The following is a 15088-nucleotide window of genomic DNA, read 5'->3' as shown; positions in this document are numbered from 1 at the left end:
GCGCGGGCTCGTGTCAGCGGGCGTCGCGGGCGGTACGGGCAGTGCGGGCATCCAGCACCAACGTTGCCACCCCAACGGCCGCAAGGAGCACCATCGCTACTAACAGCCCCGGGGAGCTGCCTTGGATCAGGGCATCACCGAAGACCACCCCAATTACTGTGGTGGGAATGGAGCCCACCGCCGTGCCCAGCAGGAAATGGCTGAAGGAAACCGGACTCAACGCAGCAGCATAATTGAGCAGCGGAAAAGGCACTCCGGCAACCATTCGCAACCCGCCAATACTGAGCCATCCCCGGCGTTCGAGCCGCAGATTTAGCCGGGCTACGGCCGGGTGGCGCAGGTGCGGGCGCATCCACTCTCCCAACATGCGGCGCACCCCGGCAAAGGCTAGCGCCGCAGAGGCCGTCAGCGCGCTCAGGGACAGCAAGATTCCGGCAGTGGGGCCGAAGAAGAGCCCCGCAGCCACCGTCCATAGCGTGCGCGGCAGCGGAAAGAGCGTAAAGAACACGTAGGAAAGCCAGAAGACCACCGGGAACCACGCGCCGGTGTGGCCAGCCCAAGCGCGCAGGCGCGCAACATCTGGAAGCCCCACCAGCCACAGATATGTTCCCGCCGCCAGCGCTGTCACTGCCAGCAGTGCCCAGCGGCGGCGCGGCCACGTGCGTAGGGTGGCCAGCGTGTGCTTGCCGAGACCCCCGGCAAAGTCCAGCATCTGCCGTACCCGGGCGCCGGTTCGGGCTGGAGTCCGGGAGCGCGAGATGGTGGGGGAATGTTTCACGGGGAGCAATTCTACTTAATCCCAATGTGCGGCCCCCAATGTGCGGCCGCAGCCCCAGGATGCAGAAAAGGCAACCTTGGTCGGGTTGCCTTAGTCTGTGCCCGGAGGGGGACTTGAACCCCCACGTCCGTTAATAGGACACTAGCACCTCAAGCTAGCGCGTCTGCCATTCCGCCACCCGGGCTGGGGTGTTTCAACCTGGTGCATGGCACCGTCCGGTTGGGCACTCGAATACTGTAGCCCGGCGCGTGTCATTTTCCAAATTCCCATGTCGCCGTCGGATGTGGGTGGCGCGAGTGGAGGGTAATGGATGCTTCGGGACCTGGTGCGGGTGTATCTGTCGCATCACCACCGGCCAATAAGGTAAGAATGGTTACATGACTTTTTACGCTGATGACTCCCGCTTCCCGGGCCCAGACCCTTATGCACCCCTGCGAGAACTGCCATCCTTTACCTTGTCGTCCACGGATTTGCTTGATGGAGATGAGATCGCACCGAAGTTCCGCGCCCCCAGCAATGTCTCCCCGCACTTGGCGTGGGGCAATCTGCCGGAGGGGACTAAATCCCTGGCGGTGACCTGCTTGGACCCAGATGCCCCCACGGGTGCAGGATACTGGCACTGGGCGGCCTTTAACATTCCAGCTTCGGTGCTGGAGCTGCCCACAGGTGCAGGTACCGCAGAGGACCTGGGCATCGAAGGTGTGGTGAGCCTGCGCAATGACTCTGGTGCTCGTACCTACTACGGCCCGCAGCCACCGGCTGGCCACGCGCCGCACCGCTACCTCTATACAGTCCATGCGGTAGATGTGGAGCGGCTGGATATTGACCCGGATGCCACCCCGACCGTGCTGGGCTTCAACCTGCACTTCCACGCCCTTGGCCGCGCGGTCCTGTGGGGCTGGTACGAGGAGAAATAGAAACGCATGGATTCTTCTTCGCAGGCTCCACTCACCGGGGTGCCGGTGGCCTTGCGGGTGGGCGGGGCGTTTATTGCCCTCGCGCTCATCTTTGTGCTCTTCGGGCTAATGTCCATCCTGAGCGAAGGGTGGATGGGACTGTTTCCCGTAACCTGGCGCTTTATCCTGATTGTGATTGCCGCAGCGCTAGTGGGGGCTTTTGTTACCACCAACACCGCCCAGAAGGGCTCGCCAGCCCAGGTGGTTGGGCTGGCTGTGGCAGTGGCACTCATTATCGCCAGCCGCTTTGTGTCCCTAGAGCCGCTGAGTTACATGGCCCAGTACTGGCTCTTCCTCTACGCCGGTGGCGCGTTGTTGTGCGCGCTGCTTATCCGGCGCTCGCTCATGCGCTAGAGGCTTAAACCACAGGTCTGTTTTGGCTAGGTGCCTAGTGGCCTAGCTCGCTAGGCACCTAGTCTTTCCACTCCAGCCCAGAGCCCACGGCTTGGGAAATGTTCTTCAGGCCGTGGGCGCGGACTTGCTGGGCCAGGCCCAGGTGGATGTCGCGAATCCATTCCGGCCCACCATAAATCAGCGCAGTGTAACCCTGCAGCAAGGTCGCGCCCGCGGTAATGCGCTCCCAGGCTTGCTGTGGCGTGCCGATGCCCCCTACTGCCACCAGCACCAGTTGGTCGCCCACCCGGGCATAGAGGCGCCGCAGAACCTCAAGGGAACGCTGCGCTACCGGGGCGCCGGAAATACCGCCTGCACCCAGGGCCTCGACCTCGGCAGCCGGGGTGTTCAGGCCCTCACGAGAGATAGTGGTGTTCGTCGCCACGATTCCCGCCAGGCCAAGCTCGAGGGCAAGGTCTGCGACGGCGTCGACATCGGCATCGGAAAGATCGGGGGCAATCTTGACCAGGACCGGGACTTGGGCGGCTTCTTGCACCGCAGCCAGGATGGGGCGCAAGGACTCCACGGCTTGAAGGTCGCGCAGACCGGGAGTATTAGGGGAGGAGACGTTGACCACCAGGTAGTCAGCCAGGTGCCCTAGTTGGGTGGCGGACTCACGGTAGTTGTCCACTGCCTCCTCGGCAGGGACGGTCTTGTTTTTACCAATGTTGATGCCTATGACATCGCGGTGCCGGCGTGCCCGTAAGTTGTTAGCCACCTCGGCTGCACCGGCGTTGTTAAAGCCCATGCGGTTTAAAATGGCCTTGTCTGCGGGCAGGCGGAACAAGCGCGGTTGGGGGTTTCCCGGTTGTGGTTGGGCGGTGACCGTGCCTAGTTCCGCAAAGCCGAAGCCGACCGCGGCCCAGGCGTCGGCGGCGGTGCCGTTTTTGTCAAAGCCAGCAGCCAGTCCCAGCGGCCGCGGGAAGTTTACGCCAAAGACCTCTTGTTCCAAGACCGGATCATGGACTACGAGGTAGCGCTCCAGGCCGCGATTGATCGGGCTGGCAGCGTGGAGGGCCTTCAAACCGCCAGATATCAGGGTATGGATGCGTTCGGGGTCCAGCCGGAACATCGCGCGCAGCGCTAATTGATAAGCCTGAGTGCGCAGATCATGACAATTCACAGTTAGGGTTCCTCGGTTTCTTTAGTTCTTCGGGGCCGCAGCAGACTCGCTAGCGGCGGAGTCTTGCGTTGCTGAATTTTTAGCAGCAGATTCTTTAGCGTCAAAGGGCAGCGAGTCCAGCAGCTGCAAGCCGCCACCGGAGGCGGAGCCCAGGAGCACGGTGCCATCGTCGGCCACGGCGATGTGGTGGGCATCGGCAAGCGTGGCAAAGCTGCCCTGCGGCTCCGGCACCCCGGTAGCGATCCGGAAGGCCTGGGCCTGATTGTTATCGGTAGTAGTTACCCACGCCAACTGGCGGTGCTCATCCCAAGCGGTGGCCCACGGGGTGCCATCGGTGTTGCCAAATTGGTGCAAGCGCACCACGTCTTCGGCGGTGTAGATTGCCACGCGCTTGCCATTGGTATCCGCGGCGACCACCACGCCGTGCAGTCCATCAGAAATCTGGCCCACACCCGCGCCCACGCGCAAACGGCCACCCTCACGGGAATTCTCCCAGTCCAAGTTCTGAATGGTGGTGTCTTCGCGCCAGATGCGCACCACATTGTCCTGGCCATCCTGGTTGCGCACGCTGACCAATTGGTCCGTGGGCGCGGCCACGGAAAAGTCATCCACGCGCTCGCCGTCGCGGTAGACGGCGACCTTAGCGGCGGAATCGGAAGCAACAAAAAGCTCCCCGCTGCTGGTGCGGGTAGCAGCAGTGACCGGGAAGTCTTCCGCCACGGCAACGGTGGTGGTCTGGCCGGGATTATCCGTGGGCATCACCAGCACATTATCGCCACAGGCCAGAATGAATGCGCCCTCGGCGGGGGTCAGATCCCCACAGGCAGCGTCGACCGCGACCTTGACGGGTCCCGCAGTCCCGGAACCGGACCGGGTACCCGCGGCGGCGAAGGAGGAGGCGGAGCCGATAAAGACGGCATCGGCAGTGCGGACAGCAAACTGTGAGCCGCTGGCCTCAATGTCTTGCACGGCGGGGAAATCAATCACAGACCCTGGCAGCTTGTCCTGCGACGCGGTAGACGGAGACGGTGCCGGGGAAGCGTGCCCCACTGCTGCCTGCTCCTCAGGGGAGGGAACATTAGGCACCGAGGAGCACGCCCCCAGCGCTACGGCGGCCCCTATAGTCAAGACGGCACACGTGGCGCGAACGGGGAAATGGCAGGTCATGGAAATCACGGGTTATTAGTCTAGCAGTGCTGCGCGGCAATCCCCTGTGGTCTTTGATGCGCGGGTAGGGTGTCTCTGCGTGAATGACGCCGTGAATCTAGCCATCAACTCCGCTGCAGATACTGCCAGCGATATGTCGTGGGCACAGGTCATTGTGCTGTCCGTGGTGCAAGGCTTGACCGAGTTCTTGCCCGTGAGTTCCTCCGGGCACCTGCGAATAGTCTCAGAACTGTTCTGGGGTGCCGATGCCGGGGCGTCTTTTACTGCGGTTATCCAACTGGGCACGGAGGCCGCCGTCTTGGTCTATTTTGCCGGCATGATCTGGCAGATTCTGCGGGGTTGGTGCGCGGGGCTGCTAAACAAGCAGGCGCGCGGGCAGGACTGGAAGATGGGCTGGATGGTTATTGTGGGTTCTATTCCCATTGGCATCTTAGGGTTTGTGGGCAAGGATTTGATCCGCGATAACCTGCGCAATTTGTGGATTACCGCGGCGATGTTGATTCTGTTTTCCTTCGTGTTTATTGTCGCAGAGCGCACCTCGAGCAAGAGTCGCGGCTTTGAGGAGCTGAACATGAAGGACGCCGTGGTGATGGGCCTGTGCCAGTGTTTGGCGCTGATTCCGGGAGTGTCGCGCTCCGGTGGCACCATTTCCGGCGGCCTGTTTTTGGGCCTGGACCGCGAGGTGGCCACGCGCTTTTCCTTCCTGTTGGCTATCCCGGCAGTGTTGGCTTCAGGGTTGTTCTCTCTTCCCGATGCCTTCGCTCCCGCCACCGGGCAGTCCGCCACCGGTGCGCAGCTGCTGGTGGGTACCGGCATTGCGTTTGTGATTGGTTATGCCTCCATCGCGTGGTTGCTGAAGTTCGTGGCGCACCATTCCTTTGAATGGTTTGCTGCGTATCGCATCCCGGTAGGCATCATTGTGATGGTGCTATTGGCCCTGGGAGTGCTGCAGCCATACTAATGGTTGTCTTCACGCTTTAAGCGTTAGAATGGTGGCCATGCATTCTTGGCCACAGCCTTCTTTCCAGTCCGCTCCAGGTACTGCGCGGCCTTTGCGTCTCTATGACACTGCGCGTGATGGCGTGTTTCCACTTGAGGTGACCGATAACCAGGCACGAATGTATGTGTGTGGGATTACCCCTTATGACTCCACGCACCTGGGGCATGCAGCGACCTATCTGACGTTTGATCTCATCTATCGCGTGTTGTTGGACAATGGACATGAGGTCTCTTATGTGCAAAACATTACAGATGTCGATGATCCGCTTTTTGAGCGCGCGCAGCGCGACGGCGTGGACTGGAGGGAACTAGGCAGCAGCCAAATTGACCTCTTCCGCAGTGATATGGAGGTCCTTTCTGTCTTTCCTCCGCAGCACTATATAGGCGCTATGGAGTCCATTGATGAGGTCATTGAGATGGTCACCACCCTGCTAGACAAGGGCGCAGCCTATGTGGTGGAGGATGCCGAGTTCCCGGATGTCTACGCCTCCATCGCGGCGACGGACAACTTTGGCTATGAGTCGCGGTATTCGCGGGCGGAGATGTTGGAGTTCTTCCGGGAGCGCGGCGGGGATCCGGACCGGGCTGGCAAGCGGGATCCTCTCGATGCCCTCTTGTGGCGCGCCCACCGCCCCGGCGAGCCCGCCTGGGATTCCCCCATGGGCCCGGGCCGCCCAGGCTGGCATGTGGAGTGCTCCGCAATCGCTACCCGCCGCCTGGGCCCAACCTTCGATATTCAAGGCGGGGGCAGTGATCTGCGCTTCCCGCACCACGAGTTTTCTGCCGCCCACGCGGAGGCTGCTTTTGGCCAGGGGCCCATGGCGCAGTTCTACGTGCACACGGGCATGATTGGACTCGATGGGGTAAAGATGTCGAAATCCTTGGGCAACCTGGTCTTTGTGCACAAGCTCACGGAGCAAGGAGTGGAACCGGGTGCCATTCGGCTGGGCGTTTATGCCAGCCATTATCGCGGGGATAGGGACTGGTCTGCTGCCGTGGTGGAACGCGCACAGCAGCGTCTGGAATTGTGGCGCAGGGCGCTGGCGCAGCCAGGTAGTTTGCACCAGGCGCAGGCCGTGGTGGCTGCGGTGCGCGAGCACCTGGCCAATGACCTCGATACCCCGGCCGCGTTGGCCGCCCTGGATGAGTGGGCCCAAGCTGAACGGGGCAGCACCGAAGAGCACGCGGGGGCCCTCGTGGCCCAAGCGGTAGACTCCCTGTTGGGCGTGAAGCTTTAGGCGCAAACGTCCGGCTAGACCAACCCGCACGAGCACCCAAGGGGTCCACCACCAATGAGCATTCGCACTACTTTCCAGCCCAACGTGGATGAGTTCATCACAGACTTGACCTCCTTTGCTACCGGCAGCTACTTGCGCCCGGAAGAAAAGGAGTGGTGGGACCAGCCTTTTGACCCAAAGGTGTTGCCGCAGTTGCGTGCGATCCTCGAGGGCTTCTTAGACCAGCTGGACGGGATTGCCGCAGGCAACTCTGACGCACAAGAGCTTGACGCTGCGGCAGCTGTGCAGCTGTTTACTAAGTTCACCGCCGATGTTGAGGCGTTTAACGCCCGGCACGCTTACGCCGTGGTGGAGCCAGAAGAAAAGGCAGAGTTGGAGTCTTTGGTGCACTCTGCCTTGCGCACTGCTGGTGCAACAGAGGAGACCCTGGCGAGCCTGCCGGAGTTCGAATAGCATGCAGGCCACCACACCTGAGGCAGACCTGGCGGGTCTTCCCGCTGCGGTCTTTTGGGACATGGATGGCACGCTGACGGACTCTGAACCCCTGTGGGAGAAAGCGACCTACCGTCTGTCCCGGCAGTTGGGTAAGGAACTGGTCCCTGAGGTGCGTGAGCTCACCGTCGGCGGCACTTTTGCCGGTACGTTTGCGATTATTGCGGACTACGCCGGGTATAACCCCCAACCAGGTGATGAGCAGCGCTTTGAGGCCGACATGCAAGACTACGTTGCTGGCTTATACGACCAGGAACTAGTGATCTTTCCCGGTGTGCGTGAGCTCTTAGAGCAACTGCATGCCGCGGGCGTGCCCATGATGGTCACCACCAACACTCAGCGGGCAGTGGCGGATCCCGTTATTTCCGCCATCGGTAGCCAGTATTTTGTGGGCTCTGTGTGCGGTGATGAAGTCCCTGCGGGCAAACCTGCCCCGGATATGTACCTCGAAGCCGCTCACCGAGTGGGTGCGGATCCTGCCTCCTGCCTGGTCTTTGAAGACTCCCAGGCAGGAATGAGCGCCGCCGTGGCAGCCGGGTGCCGAGTCATCGGCTTGCCCGCCGAATCCAACGCCGACCTGCCCACTGGAGCCGTACCGGTCTGCAGCTTGCACACCGCATCCCACCTTGCCGGGGCCAGCATTGCTGATGTCCGCCGGTGGTGGGCTGTCCTTACCCTGAACCCGCAGCATGCTCCAGGAGCGCAAGACTGAACCCCGCAAGCCACCTATTCCGCGGGCTCCAAGCGAGTTTTCCGCACTCAGGGAGTAGGGGGAGGCGGAGGGGCATCGGCAAGCTCAGGCAGGACGGTACCCCTGCAATGCTGCAAAATATGCAGGCAGGTGTAAAATTTGAGGGCATGAAGAATTTTGATGAACTGTATGCCGAGTTGCACCGCAAGAGCCAGGAGCGTCCCGCCGGATCTGGCACGGTAGAGGCCCTGGATAAGGGAGTTCATCATCTAGGCAAGAAGATCATCGAAGAAGCAGGTGAGGTCTGGATTGCCGCGGAGTATCAGTCAGATGCAGAGCTGGCAGAAGAGATTTCGCAGCTGCTGTACTGGACCCAGACCATGATGATTAAGCGCGGGCTGGGACCAGCGGACATCTACAAGTACCTCTAACCCAAAGCTCTGCAGCCATGCCGCGGGCGCAGATGGCGCGTGGCGGGGTTGCGCACACGAAGGGAATGACTTCCATGATCAAAATTGCTGTGCCCAACAAGGGATCCCTGTCAGAGGCCGCGCTGTCCATTCTGGCGGAAGCCGGTTACAAGGGCCGTGGGACGACCAAGACTCTCAACATCATTGATGCTGCTAATGGGGTAGAGTTTTTCTTCCTGCGGCCCAAAGACATTGCCATCTATGTCGCCTCCGGGGTCCTTGACCTGGGCATTACTGGGCGTGATTTGGCGGCCGACTCCCGGGCGAAAGTCGATGAGGTACTGGACTTAGGGTTCGGGACCTCCACGTTCCGCTACGCCACCACTGCGGGGGCGGGGTGGACGGAAGAGGACCTCGCGGGCAAGCGCATTGCGACCTCGTACCCAAACCTGGTGCGCGATGACTTGGCTGCCCGCGGCATTAAGGCGGAGGTCATTCGCCTGGACGGAGCGGTAGAGATTTCCATTCGGCTGGGTGTGGCTGATGCGATTGCGGATGTGGTTTCTACCGGCACCACCTTGCGCCAACAGGGTTTGGAGCCTTTTGGGGAGACCATTGTGTCCTCAGCGGCTGTAGTGGTCAAGCGTGCTGGGGTGGCCGTGAGCCCGGAGGAAGAAGTGGTCCTGCGGCGCATCCAGGGAATTTTGCACGCGCGGAATTATCTGATGATTGATTACAACATCGCCAAGGCCAATCTCCCAGCCGCACAGGCGATTACCCCAGGTCTGACTGGGCCCACGGTCTCTCCGCTGGCGCGGGAGGATTGGGTGGCGGTGCGGGCTATGGTCCCGGTAAAGCAGGCCAATCAACTCATGGATCAGTTGTCCAGTATTGGCGCGGAGGCTATCTTGGCTTCACAGCTGCGGATTGCCCGAATTTAGGGGTAAAAATGGCGCTGGCGGCAACTTAGGTGGGCCTTTGGTTGGAAGGTAGCTACCATAGGGGAGAGGGTTATTTGCTCGGAACCTAAAAAGGGTTAAACGGGCAGGTCAATCGCGTCTTAATCAACCACTACCAGAGGAGTTGCCGTTCTGATGACCAAGGCATCCAACAAGGCTCAGGATCCGGCCAAGGAGCAAGTCGCCGCCACGTCCTCCGCCCATGAGGAAGGGAAGAAGGCAGAGGCAGCCACCACGGCCGCTAAGGTCGCAGAGGCGAAGGCCAAGTCTGCGACGCGCACCGAGCATGACTTGCTTGGCGCACTGGAGGTCCCGGCAGATGCTTACTATGGCGTGCACACCCTGCGCGCCATGGAGAACTTCCAGATCTCCTACGTCACCATCAACACCATTCCGGACTTCATTCGCGGCATGGTGCAGGTAAAGAAGGCCACTGCTATGGCTAATCGCCGCTTGCATGTGCTGCCGCGTAAGAAGGCCGAGGCCATCATTTGGGCGTGCGACCAGATCCTCGAAGAGGGTCGGTGCATGGACCAGTTCCCGCTGGATGTTTTCCAGGGCGGCGCTGGCACCTCGCTGAACATGAACACCAATGAGGTGGTGGCCAATCTGGCCCTAGAGTACCTGGGCAAGCCGAAGGGTTCCTACGACATCATTAATCCCAATGATGATGTGAACATGTCCCAGTCCACCAATGACGCGTACCCCACCGGCTTCCGTTTGGGCCTGTACTCCTCCCTGGACCGGCTGATCGAGCGCATGGACGCACTGCAGCAGGCATTCCACGCCAAGGGCAACGAGTTCCAGGACATCTTGAAGATGGGCCGCACCCAGCTGCAGGACGCGGTGCCGATGACTCTGGGGGACGAGTTCAAGGCATTCGCCCACAACTTGGCTGAAGAGCAGGCAGTGCTGCGCGACGCCCAGACCCGCCTGCTGGAGATCAACCTGGGCGCTACCGCGATTGGCACCGGGGTCAACACCCCAGCTGGTTACCGCCACCAGGTCACTGCGGCGCTGTCTGAAGTGACCGGTCTGGAGATGAAGACTGCCCGCGATCTGATTGAGGCCACCTCTGACTGCGGTGCCTACGTGTTGCTGCACGCCACCATTAAACGCGCAGCGATGAAGCTGTCGAAGATCTGTAATGACTTGCGCCTTCTGGCTTCTGGCCCACGCGCTGGTTTGGGGGAGATCAACCTGCCACCGCGCCAGGCTGGCTCCTCCATCATGCCGGGTAAGGTCAATCCGGTTATCCCAGAGGTAGTTAACCAGGTCTGCTTCAAGGTCTTTGGTAATGATCATGTGGTCACCATGGCGGCTGAGGCCGGCCAGCTGCAGCTCAACGTGATGGAGCCCGTGATTGGGGAGGCCCTGTTCCAGTCCATCCGCATTATGGGCAATGCAGTGGATACGCTGCGGGAGAAGTGCGTGGAGGGTATCACGGCTAATGCCGATGTGTGCCGTGCCTACGTGGAGAACTCCATCGGCATCGTGACCTACCTCAACCCTTACATTGGCCACCACAATGGCGACATGATTGCCAAGGAGTCCCTGGAGACCGGTAAGGGCGTGCGTGAGCTGGTGGTGGAAAAGGGTCTGCTGGATGAGGCTACCTTGGATAAGGTCTTCTCCGTGGAAAACCTGATGCACCCTGAGTTTCGTGGGCAGCTCTTCGTGGATGAGGACTAGACCTTAAGCTTGGGCTGATCCTCCCTCCTTGGCGTCCCTGCGCTGGATGCCAAGGAGGGATTTTCCGATCAGGCACATATCACATATGGGATACCACACAAACGGGCATATTGTCTTCCGATACCACTCCTGCAGTGGGACAATAGAAGTCACAGTTCCTCGTCATGTCTAGGGAAGGCCCGCCGTGGTTATAGTCCATATAGCAATAGTCCTCGCCGCCATCTTCTTGGGTGCACGCCTAGGTTCCATCGGCATTGGTATGGCCGGTGGCCTAGGCGTGTTGCTCTTGGGGGCCACCGGCGTTCCGATCACCCGGGAAGACATCCCCTTCGACGTCATCGGCATCATCATGACCGTCATTGCGGCCATTGCCGCGATGCAGCGCGCCGGCGGCATGGACTACCTGGTGGCGGTGGCGGAGCGCTTCTTGCGTAAGAACCCGCGCCGGATCACCTTCTACGCGCCGGTAGTCACGTGGCTAATGACGGTCCTGGCCGGTACCGGGCACACCGCGTTTTCCACCCTGCCCGTCATCGTAGAGGTGGCCAAGGAGGGAGGCGTTAGGCCCTCGCGCCCGCTGTCTATCGCGGTGGTCGCGTCGCAGATGGCCATTGTAGCCTCCCCAATTTCAGCCGCCGTGGTCTTTATGGCCTCCATCCTGGAGCCGATGGGGGTGGGCTACCTCCAGCTGCTGGCGGTGGTGATTCCCGCGACGTTCCTGTCCATTTTCCCTGCAGCTTGGCTGGCTAACCGTTTGGGCCCAGAGCTTGCCGATGACCCCGTCTACCAGCAGCGTTTGGCCCAGGGCCTGGTCAAGGTTCCTTCCCAGGGGGCTAGCAGCGCACAACGTGAGGTCCCTACTGGGGCGAAGGCCTCTGTGGGCGTCTTCTTGGCGGCCATCGTGCTGGTAATGCTGTGGGCCACGGTGACGTCTGAACAGGTGGCCTGGATTGCAGAGCCCACCGTGCCGCGCAACGAGGCGATTATGACGATCATGCTCACCGCCGCCACGGTGATTGTGATGGTGAGCAAGATTCCGGCTGCAGATGTGGTCAACACTTCCGTGTTCAAGTCCGGTATGTCCGCGTCTATGTGCGTGCTGGGCGTTGCTTGGTTGGGTACGTCTCTGATCAATCACTACATCGAGGAGATCAATGTCCTGGCCGGTGACATTCTGGGTGCGCAGCCGTGGCTGCTGGCCGTGGTGCTCTTCTTTGCCGCAGCGCTGTTGTACTCACAGGCCGCGACGGCTAAGGCGTTGATGCCTGCTGCATTGGCACTGGGAGTTTCACCCCTGACTGCGGTGGCTGCCTTCCCGGCAGTCTCTGCGCTGTTCGTCTTGCCCACGTATCCCACCTTGCTGGCTGCGGTGGAAATGGATGACACTGGCTCGACGCGCATTGGCAAGGCCGTGTTCAACCATCCCTTCTTGGTTCCGGGCGTGGTCTCGATTGCGCTGTCGGTAATGCTGGGTTATGGCCTGGGCGCGGTGATCCTCTAGGCCCTCGCCGCGAGCCGCTACGGATAGCCCTAAACGGGGGTTGAAGAGGACCTCGCGGCGGGCTCTCGGAGGTGCGGCATGCGTAGGATGGTGGGCATGACCAAACAACTCTCAGACGTTGAAATTGCCCAAGCACACCAGCTGCAACCCATCACTGATATTGCCCGCTCAGCGGGCATTCCAGACGAAGCCCTCATCGCCTATGGCACCACCAAAGCCAAGGTAGACATCACCGCAATCGCAGACCGCCCCCACACCGGTAAGGTCGTCTTGGTCACCGGGGTTTCGCCCACCCCTGCAGGTGAAGGCAAATCCACTGTGCTCATTGGGCTTACCGATGCCCTGGCGGCCGCAGGCCACAAAGCCATCGTCGCCCTGCGCGAGCCCTCCCAGGGTCCCGTCATGGGCATTAAGGGAGGCGCCGCCGGCGGAGGCTACTCCCAAATTGTGCCCATGGAAGACATCAACCTGCACTTTACGGGTGACTTCCATGCCATTGCTGCGGCTACCAATACGCTGGCCGCACTCATCGACAACCACATCCACCAGGGCAATGCCTTGAATATCGATCCCCGCCGGGTCACCTGGCAGCGTTGCGTAGACGTCAATGACCGCGCCCTGCGCCACGTGGTCACCGGCCTGGGAGGACCTACTGCTGGCGTGCCTGCAGAGACAGGATTTACCATCACGGCGGCATCGGAAATCATGGCAATCTTGGGCCTGGCCACCTCGCTGAAGGACCTGAAGGAACGCCTGGGTAACATCACCATCGGCTACACCTATGATTCCCAGCCGGTCACGGCCCGCCAGCTGGAAGCAGAAGGAGCACTCACGGCACTAATGCGTGACGCCCTCAACCCCAACCTGGTGCAAACGCTGGGAGGAACTCCGGCGTTTGTCCACGGTGGGCCGTTTGCCAACATTGCCCATGGCTGTAATACCTTGTTGGCTACCCAAACCGCCCAGCAATTCGGAGACATCGTGCTCACGGAGGCCGGCTTTGGCGCGGACTTGGGCGGGGAGAAGTTCCTCGACATCAAGGCTCGCTTTGGAGGCATTGATGTCGCTGGCGCCGTGGTGGTAGTGACCATTCGCTCCCAGAAGTACAACGGTGGCCAGGCTCGGGAGGAGTTGAGCACGGAGAACCTCGACGCGCTGTCTGCGGGCATAGTCAACGTCGAGCGCCACGTAGAAAACCTGCGCAAGTTCGGGGTTGAGCCGGTGGTCGCCCTCAATCTTTTCTGGTCGGACACCGACGCAGAGCGCGAGTTCATGCGCACCTGGGCAAAGGACTTCGGCGTCACGCTTGCAGAGGCCGATGTGTGGAGTAAGGGCGGGGCAGGCGCCACCGAGCTGGCACATGCTCTGGTGGAGAACTTGCAGGAGGGCGCCTCCCACCCGCTCTATGACCCGGAGAAGGGCGTTGAGGCCTCCATTGAGACGATCGCCCGGGAAATCTATCGCGCAGAGCGCGTGGAGTACGGCCCACAGGCGCGCAAGGACCTGGCCTATATCAAGGCCAACGGTTGGGAGAATTTCCCGGTGGTCATCTCTAAGACGCAGTACTCCTTTAGCGACGACCCCACGGCCTTGGGCGCCCCCAGCGGCCACACCCTGCATGTGCGAGAGCTACTGCCACGCACCGGCGCGGGCTTTATTGTGGTGCTCACCGGTGATGTGATGACCATGCCGGGCCTACCCAAGGAGCCGGCCGCCAATCGCATTAATGTTGCCGCAGACGGCACCATCTCCGGCTTGTTCTAGAGCTGATCTCAAGCTATCCTAGGGCTGCTCTAGTGCTGCCCTAGGACTGTTCGCTCTCCGACTGATCGGCAACACTGCCGGGCCAGCCGGGGTATGCCGGGGGAGTACCGCCAAACTCTGGGCACAGCGACTGGAAAGAACACCAATCGCACAGCTTGGAGGTGCGCGGCCGGAACGTTCCAGCTTTGCCGTCGCCCTCAATCTTGGCCCATAGCTGGCCTAATTCGCGCTCGAAGTATTCCAACTCCTCGCGGGTGGGGCTTAAAAACATGGAGTCCAGCACCTTCAAATACATCAGCCGCAGCTGGGTAGGGATAGTGCCAAAAAGCCGCCAATATACCAGGGCGTAAAAGCGCATCTGGAATTGTGCCGACTGCGAATAGCGCGGCAGTGGCTTTTTGCCAGTCTTATAGTCAACCACCCGAACTTGACCGGTGGGGGCGACATCCACGCGGTCGATAAACCCACGCACCGGTACGCCATTGTCTAGCACGGTATTGACGTACATCTCACATTCGTGAGCATCAAAGCCCTGCGGGTTTTCCATCTCAAAATATCCGCGCACCAGCTGCCAGGCCTCGTTGAGGAATGCTGAGGTCTGCTCTGCAGGCACCAACTCATCTAATTCTGGGTCTGCGGCGCGCAGCTTGTCCCATTCGGGGCGAATCATTTCCACCGCGGTAGAAAACTCCCGCTCCTGCCGGGGTAAATTGTGCATGTTTTCCAGGACCGCATGCACCAAGGTTCCCTTGACTTGGGCCACGGTCTTAGGCTCTGGCAGGCGGTCGATGGCGCGGAAGCGATAGAGCAGCGGGCATTGCTGGTAGTCGCTTGCCCGCGACGGCGAGAGCGCTAGCGGACGTGGGGTACAAGGGGAGGAATCAGCCATAGTCTCCCCAGGGTAACCGGAGGCACACCCGGGTAC

The 15088-nt window shown here is 60.9% G+C and carries 15 protein-coding genes and 1 tRNA gene; 11 read left to right on the top strand and 5 right to left on the bottom strand.

Going from position 1 to position 15088, the window contains the following annotated elements:
* Positions 1–13: 13 nt before the first annotated feature.
* Positions 14–778 carry a TVP38/TMEM64 family protein gene (locus G7Y31_RS05950; protein ID WP_244977453.1) on the bottom strand — a complete coding sequence of 255 codons (765 nt, stop codon included), beginning with the start codon at positions 776–778 and terminating at the stop codon, positions 14–16.
* A 98-nt stretch (positions 779–876) separates the two neighbouring features.
* A tRNA-Leu gene (locus G7Y31_RS05945) sits at positions 877–962 on the bottom strand.
* Between the two features lie 193 nt (positions 963–1155).
* On the opposite strand from G7Y31_RS05945, the gene G7Y31_RS05940 reads away from it, so the two are divergent.
* On the top strand, positions 1156–1695 hold the full coding sequence (locus G7Y31_RS05940) for a YbhB/YbcL family Raf kinase inhibitor-like protein (protein WP_165008091.1): 540 nt from the start codon (positions 1156–1158) through the stop codon (positions 1693–1695).
* 6 nt (positions 1696–1701) lie between these two features.
* The gene (locus tag G7Y31_RS05935; RefSeq protein WP_165008089.1) at positions 1702–2088 is read left to right on the top strand and encodes a hypothetical protein; all 387 of its coding nucleotides are present in this window, start codon (positions 1702–1704) and stop codon (positions 2086–2088) included.
* Positions 2089–2146: 58 nt separating this feature from the next.
* On the opposite strand, the gene G7Y31_RS05930 is transcribed toward G7Y31_RS05935, so the two are convergent.
* The gene (locus G7Y31_RS05930) at positions 2147–3250 is read right to left on the bottom strand and encodes a quinone-dependent dihydroorotate dehydrogenase (protein WP_280527301.1); all 1104 of its coding nucleotides are present in this window, start codon (positions 3248–3250) and stop codon (positions 2147–2149) included.
* Between the two features lie 21 nt (positions 3251–3271).
* On the bottom strand, positions 3272–4417 hold the full coding sequence (locus tag G7Y31_RS05925) for a YncE family protein (protein WP_244977469.1): 1146 nt from the start codon (positions 4415–4417) through the stop codon (positions 3272–3274).
* Between the two features lie 133 nt (positions 4418–4550).
* Here G7Y31_RS05925 and G7Y31_RS05920 point away from each other — a divergent pair, with 133 nt between their 5' ends.
* From G7Y31_RS05920 to G7Y31_RS05880, 9 genes are all read left to right on the top strand, one after another.
* Positions 4551–5378: an undecaprenyl-diphosphate phosphatase gene (locus G7Y31_RS05920; RefSeq protein WP_165008297.1), complete on the top strand. Its 828-nt coding sequence runs from the start codon at positions 4551–4553 to the stop codon at positions 5376–5378.
* A 37-nt stretch (positions 5379–5415) separates the two neighbouring features.
* Complete coding sequence (gene mshC / locus G7Y31_RS05915; protein ID WP_165008087.1) at positions 5416–6654, top strand: cysteine--1-D-myo-inosityl 2-amino-2-deoxy-alpha-D-glucopyranoside ligase; 1239 nt, start codon at positions 5416–5418, stop codon at positions 6652–6654.
* Positions 6655–6708: 54 nt separating this feature from the next.
* Positions 6709–7107, top strand: a complete 399-nt coding sequence (locus G7Y31_RS05910) for a hypothetical protein (RefSeq protein ID WP_165008085.1) — start codon at positions 6709–6711, stop codon at positions 7105–7107.
* A 1-nt stretch (position 7108) separates the two neighbouring features.
* The gene (locus tag G7Y31_RS05905; protein ID WP_165008083.1) at positions 7109–7858 is read left to right on the top strand and encodes an HAD family hydrolase; all 750 of its coding nucleotides are present in this window, start codon (positions 7109–7111) and stop codon (positions 7856–7858) included.
* A gap of 146 nt (positions 7859–8004) precedes the next feature.
* Positions 8005–8268, top strand: coding sequence for a phosphoribosyl-ATP diphosphatase (locus tag G7Y31_RS05900; protein ID WP_165008080.1), 264 nt, complete (start codon positions 8005–8007; stop codon positions 8266–8268).
* Between the two features lie 74 nt (positions 8269–8342).
* Positions 8343–9188 carry an ATP phosphoribosyltransferase gene (gene hisG, locus G7Y31_RS05895; protein WP_165008078.1) on the top strand — a complete coding sequence of 282 codons (846 nt, stop codon included), beginning with the start codon at positions 8343–8345 and terminating at the stop codon, positions 9186–9188.
* A 153-nt stretch (positions 9189–9341) separates the two neighbouring features.
* Positions 9342–10898, top strand: coding sequence for an aspartate ammonia-lyase (aspA, locus tag G7Y31_RS05890; RefSeq protein ID WP_165008076.1), 1557 nt, complete (start codon positions 9342–9344; stop codon positions 10896–10898).
* A gap of 184 nt (positions 10899–11082) precedes the next feature.
* Positions 11083–12399, top strand: a complete 1317-nt coding sequence (locus G7Y31_RS05885) for an anaerobic C4-dicarboxylate transporter (RefSeq protein WP_165008074.1) — start codon at positions 11083–11085, stop codon at positions 12397–12399.
* A gap of 96 nt (positions 12400–12495) precedes the next feature.
* A complete protein-coding gene (locus G7Y31_RS05880; protein WP_165008072.1) occupies positions 12496–14163 on the top strand; it encodes a formate--tetrahydrofolate ligase in 1668 nt (555 codons plus the stop codon).
* Between the two features lie 40 nt (positions 14164–14203).
* Here G7Y31_RS05880 and G7Y31_RS05875 read toward each other — a convergent pair whose 3' ends face one another.
* Positions 14204–15052: a RecB family exonuclease gene (locus tag G7Y31_RS05875; protein ID WP_165008070.1), complete on the bottom strand. Its 849-nt coding sequence runs from the start codon at positions 15050–15052 to the stop codon at positions 14204–14206.
* Positions 15053–15088 lie beyond the last annotated feature (36 nt).

The sequence above is a fragment of the Corynebacterium lizhenjunii genome (assembly GCF_011038655.2).
In the GTDB taxonomy this organism is placed as follows: Bacteria; Actinomycetota; Actinomycetes; order Mycobacteriales; family Mycobacteriaceae; genus Corynebacterium; species Corynebacterium lizhenjunii.
Note: the sequence above shows the minus strand (reverse complement) of the source record. Positions and strands in the feature narration are given on the sequence as shown.

Bases quoted from the DNA above. Each gene is read 5' to 3' on its own strand.
- G7Y31_RS05940 (WP_165008091.1), top strand. From the start codon at position 1,156: ATGACTTTTTACGCTGATGACTCCCGCTTCCCGGGCCCAGACCCTTAT.
- G7Y31_RS05935 (WP_165008089.1), top strand. From the start codon at position 1,702: ATGGATTCTTCTTCGCAGGCTCCACTCACCGGGGTGCCGGTGGCCTTG.
- G7Y31_RS05925 (WP_244977469.1), bottom strand. From the start codon at position 4,417: ATGACCTGCCATTTCCCCGTTCGCGCCACGTGTGCCGTCTTGACTATA.
- G7Y31_RS05920 (WP_165008297.1), top strand. From the start codon at position 4,551: ATGTCGTGGGCACAGGTCATTGTGCTGTCCGTGGTGCAAGGCTTGACC.
- mshC (WP_165008087.1), top strand. From the start codon at position 5,416: ATGCATTCTTGGCCACAGCCTTCTTTCCAGTCCGCTCCAGGTACTGCG.
- G7Y31_RS05910 (WP_165008085.1), top strand. From the start codon at position 6,709: ATGAGCATTCGCACTACTTTCCAGCCCAACGTGGATGAGTTCATCACA.
- G7Y31_RS05905 (WP_165008083.1), top strand. From the start codon at position 7,109: ATGCAGGCCACCACACCTGAGGCAGACCTGGCGGGTCTTCCCGCTGCG.
- G7Y31_RS05900 (WP_165008080.1), top strand. From the start codon at position 8,005: ATGAAGAATTTTGATGAACTGTATGCCGAGTTGCACCGCAAGAGCCAG.
- hisG (WP_165008078.1), top strand. From the start codon at position 8,343: ATGATCAAAATTGCTGTGCCCAACAAGGGATCCCTGTCAGAGGCCGCG.
- aspA (WP_165008076.1), top strand. From the start codon at position 9,342: ATGACCAAGGCATCCAACAAGGCTCAGGATCCGGCCAAGGAGCAAGTC.
- G7Y31_RS05880 (WP_165008072.1), top strand. From the start codon at position 12,496: ATGACCAAACAACTCTCAGACGTTGAAATTGCCCAAGCACACCAGCTG.
- G7Y31_RS05875 (WP_165008070.1), bottom strand. From the start codon at position 15,052: ATGGCTGATTCCTCCCCTTGTACCCCACGTCCGCTAGCGCTCTCGCCG.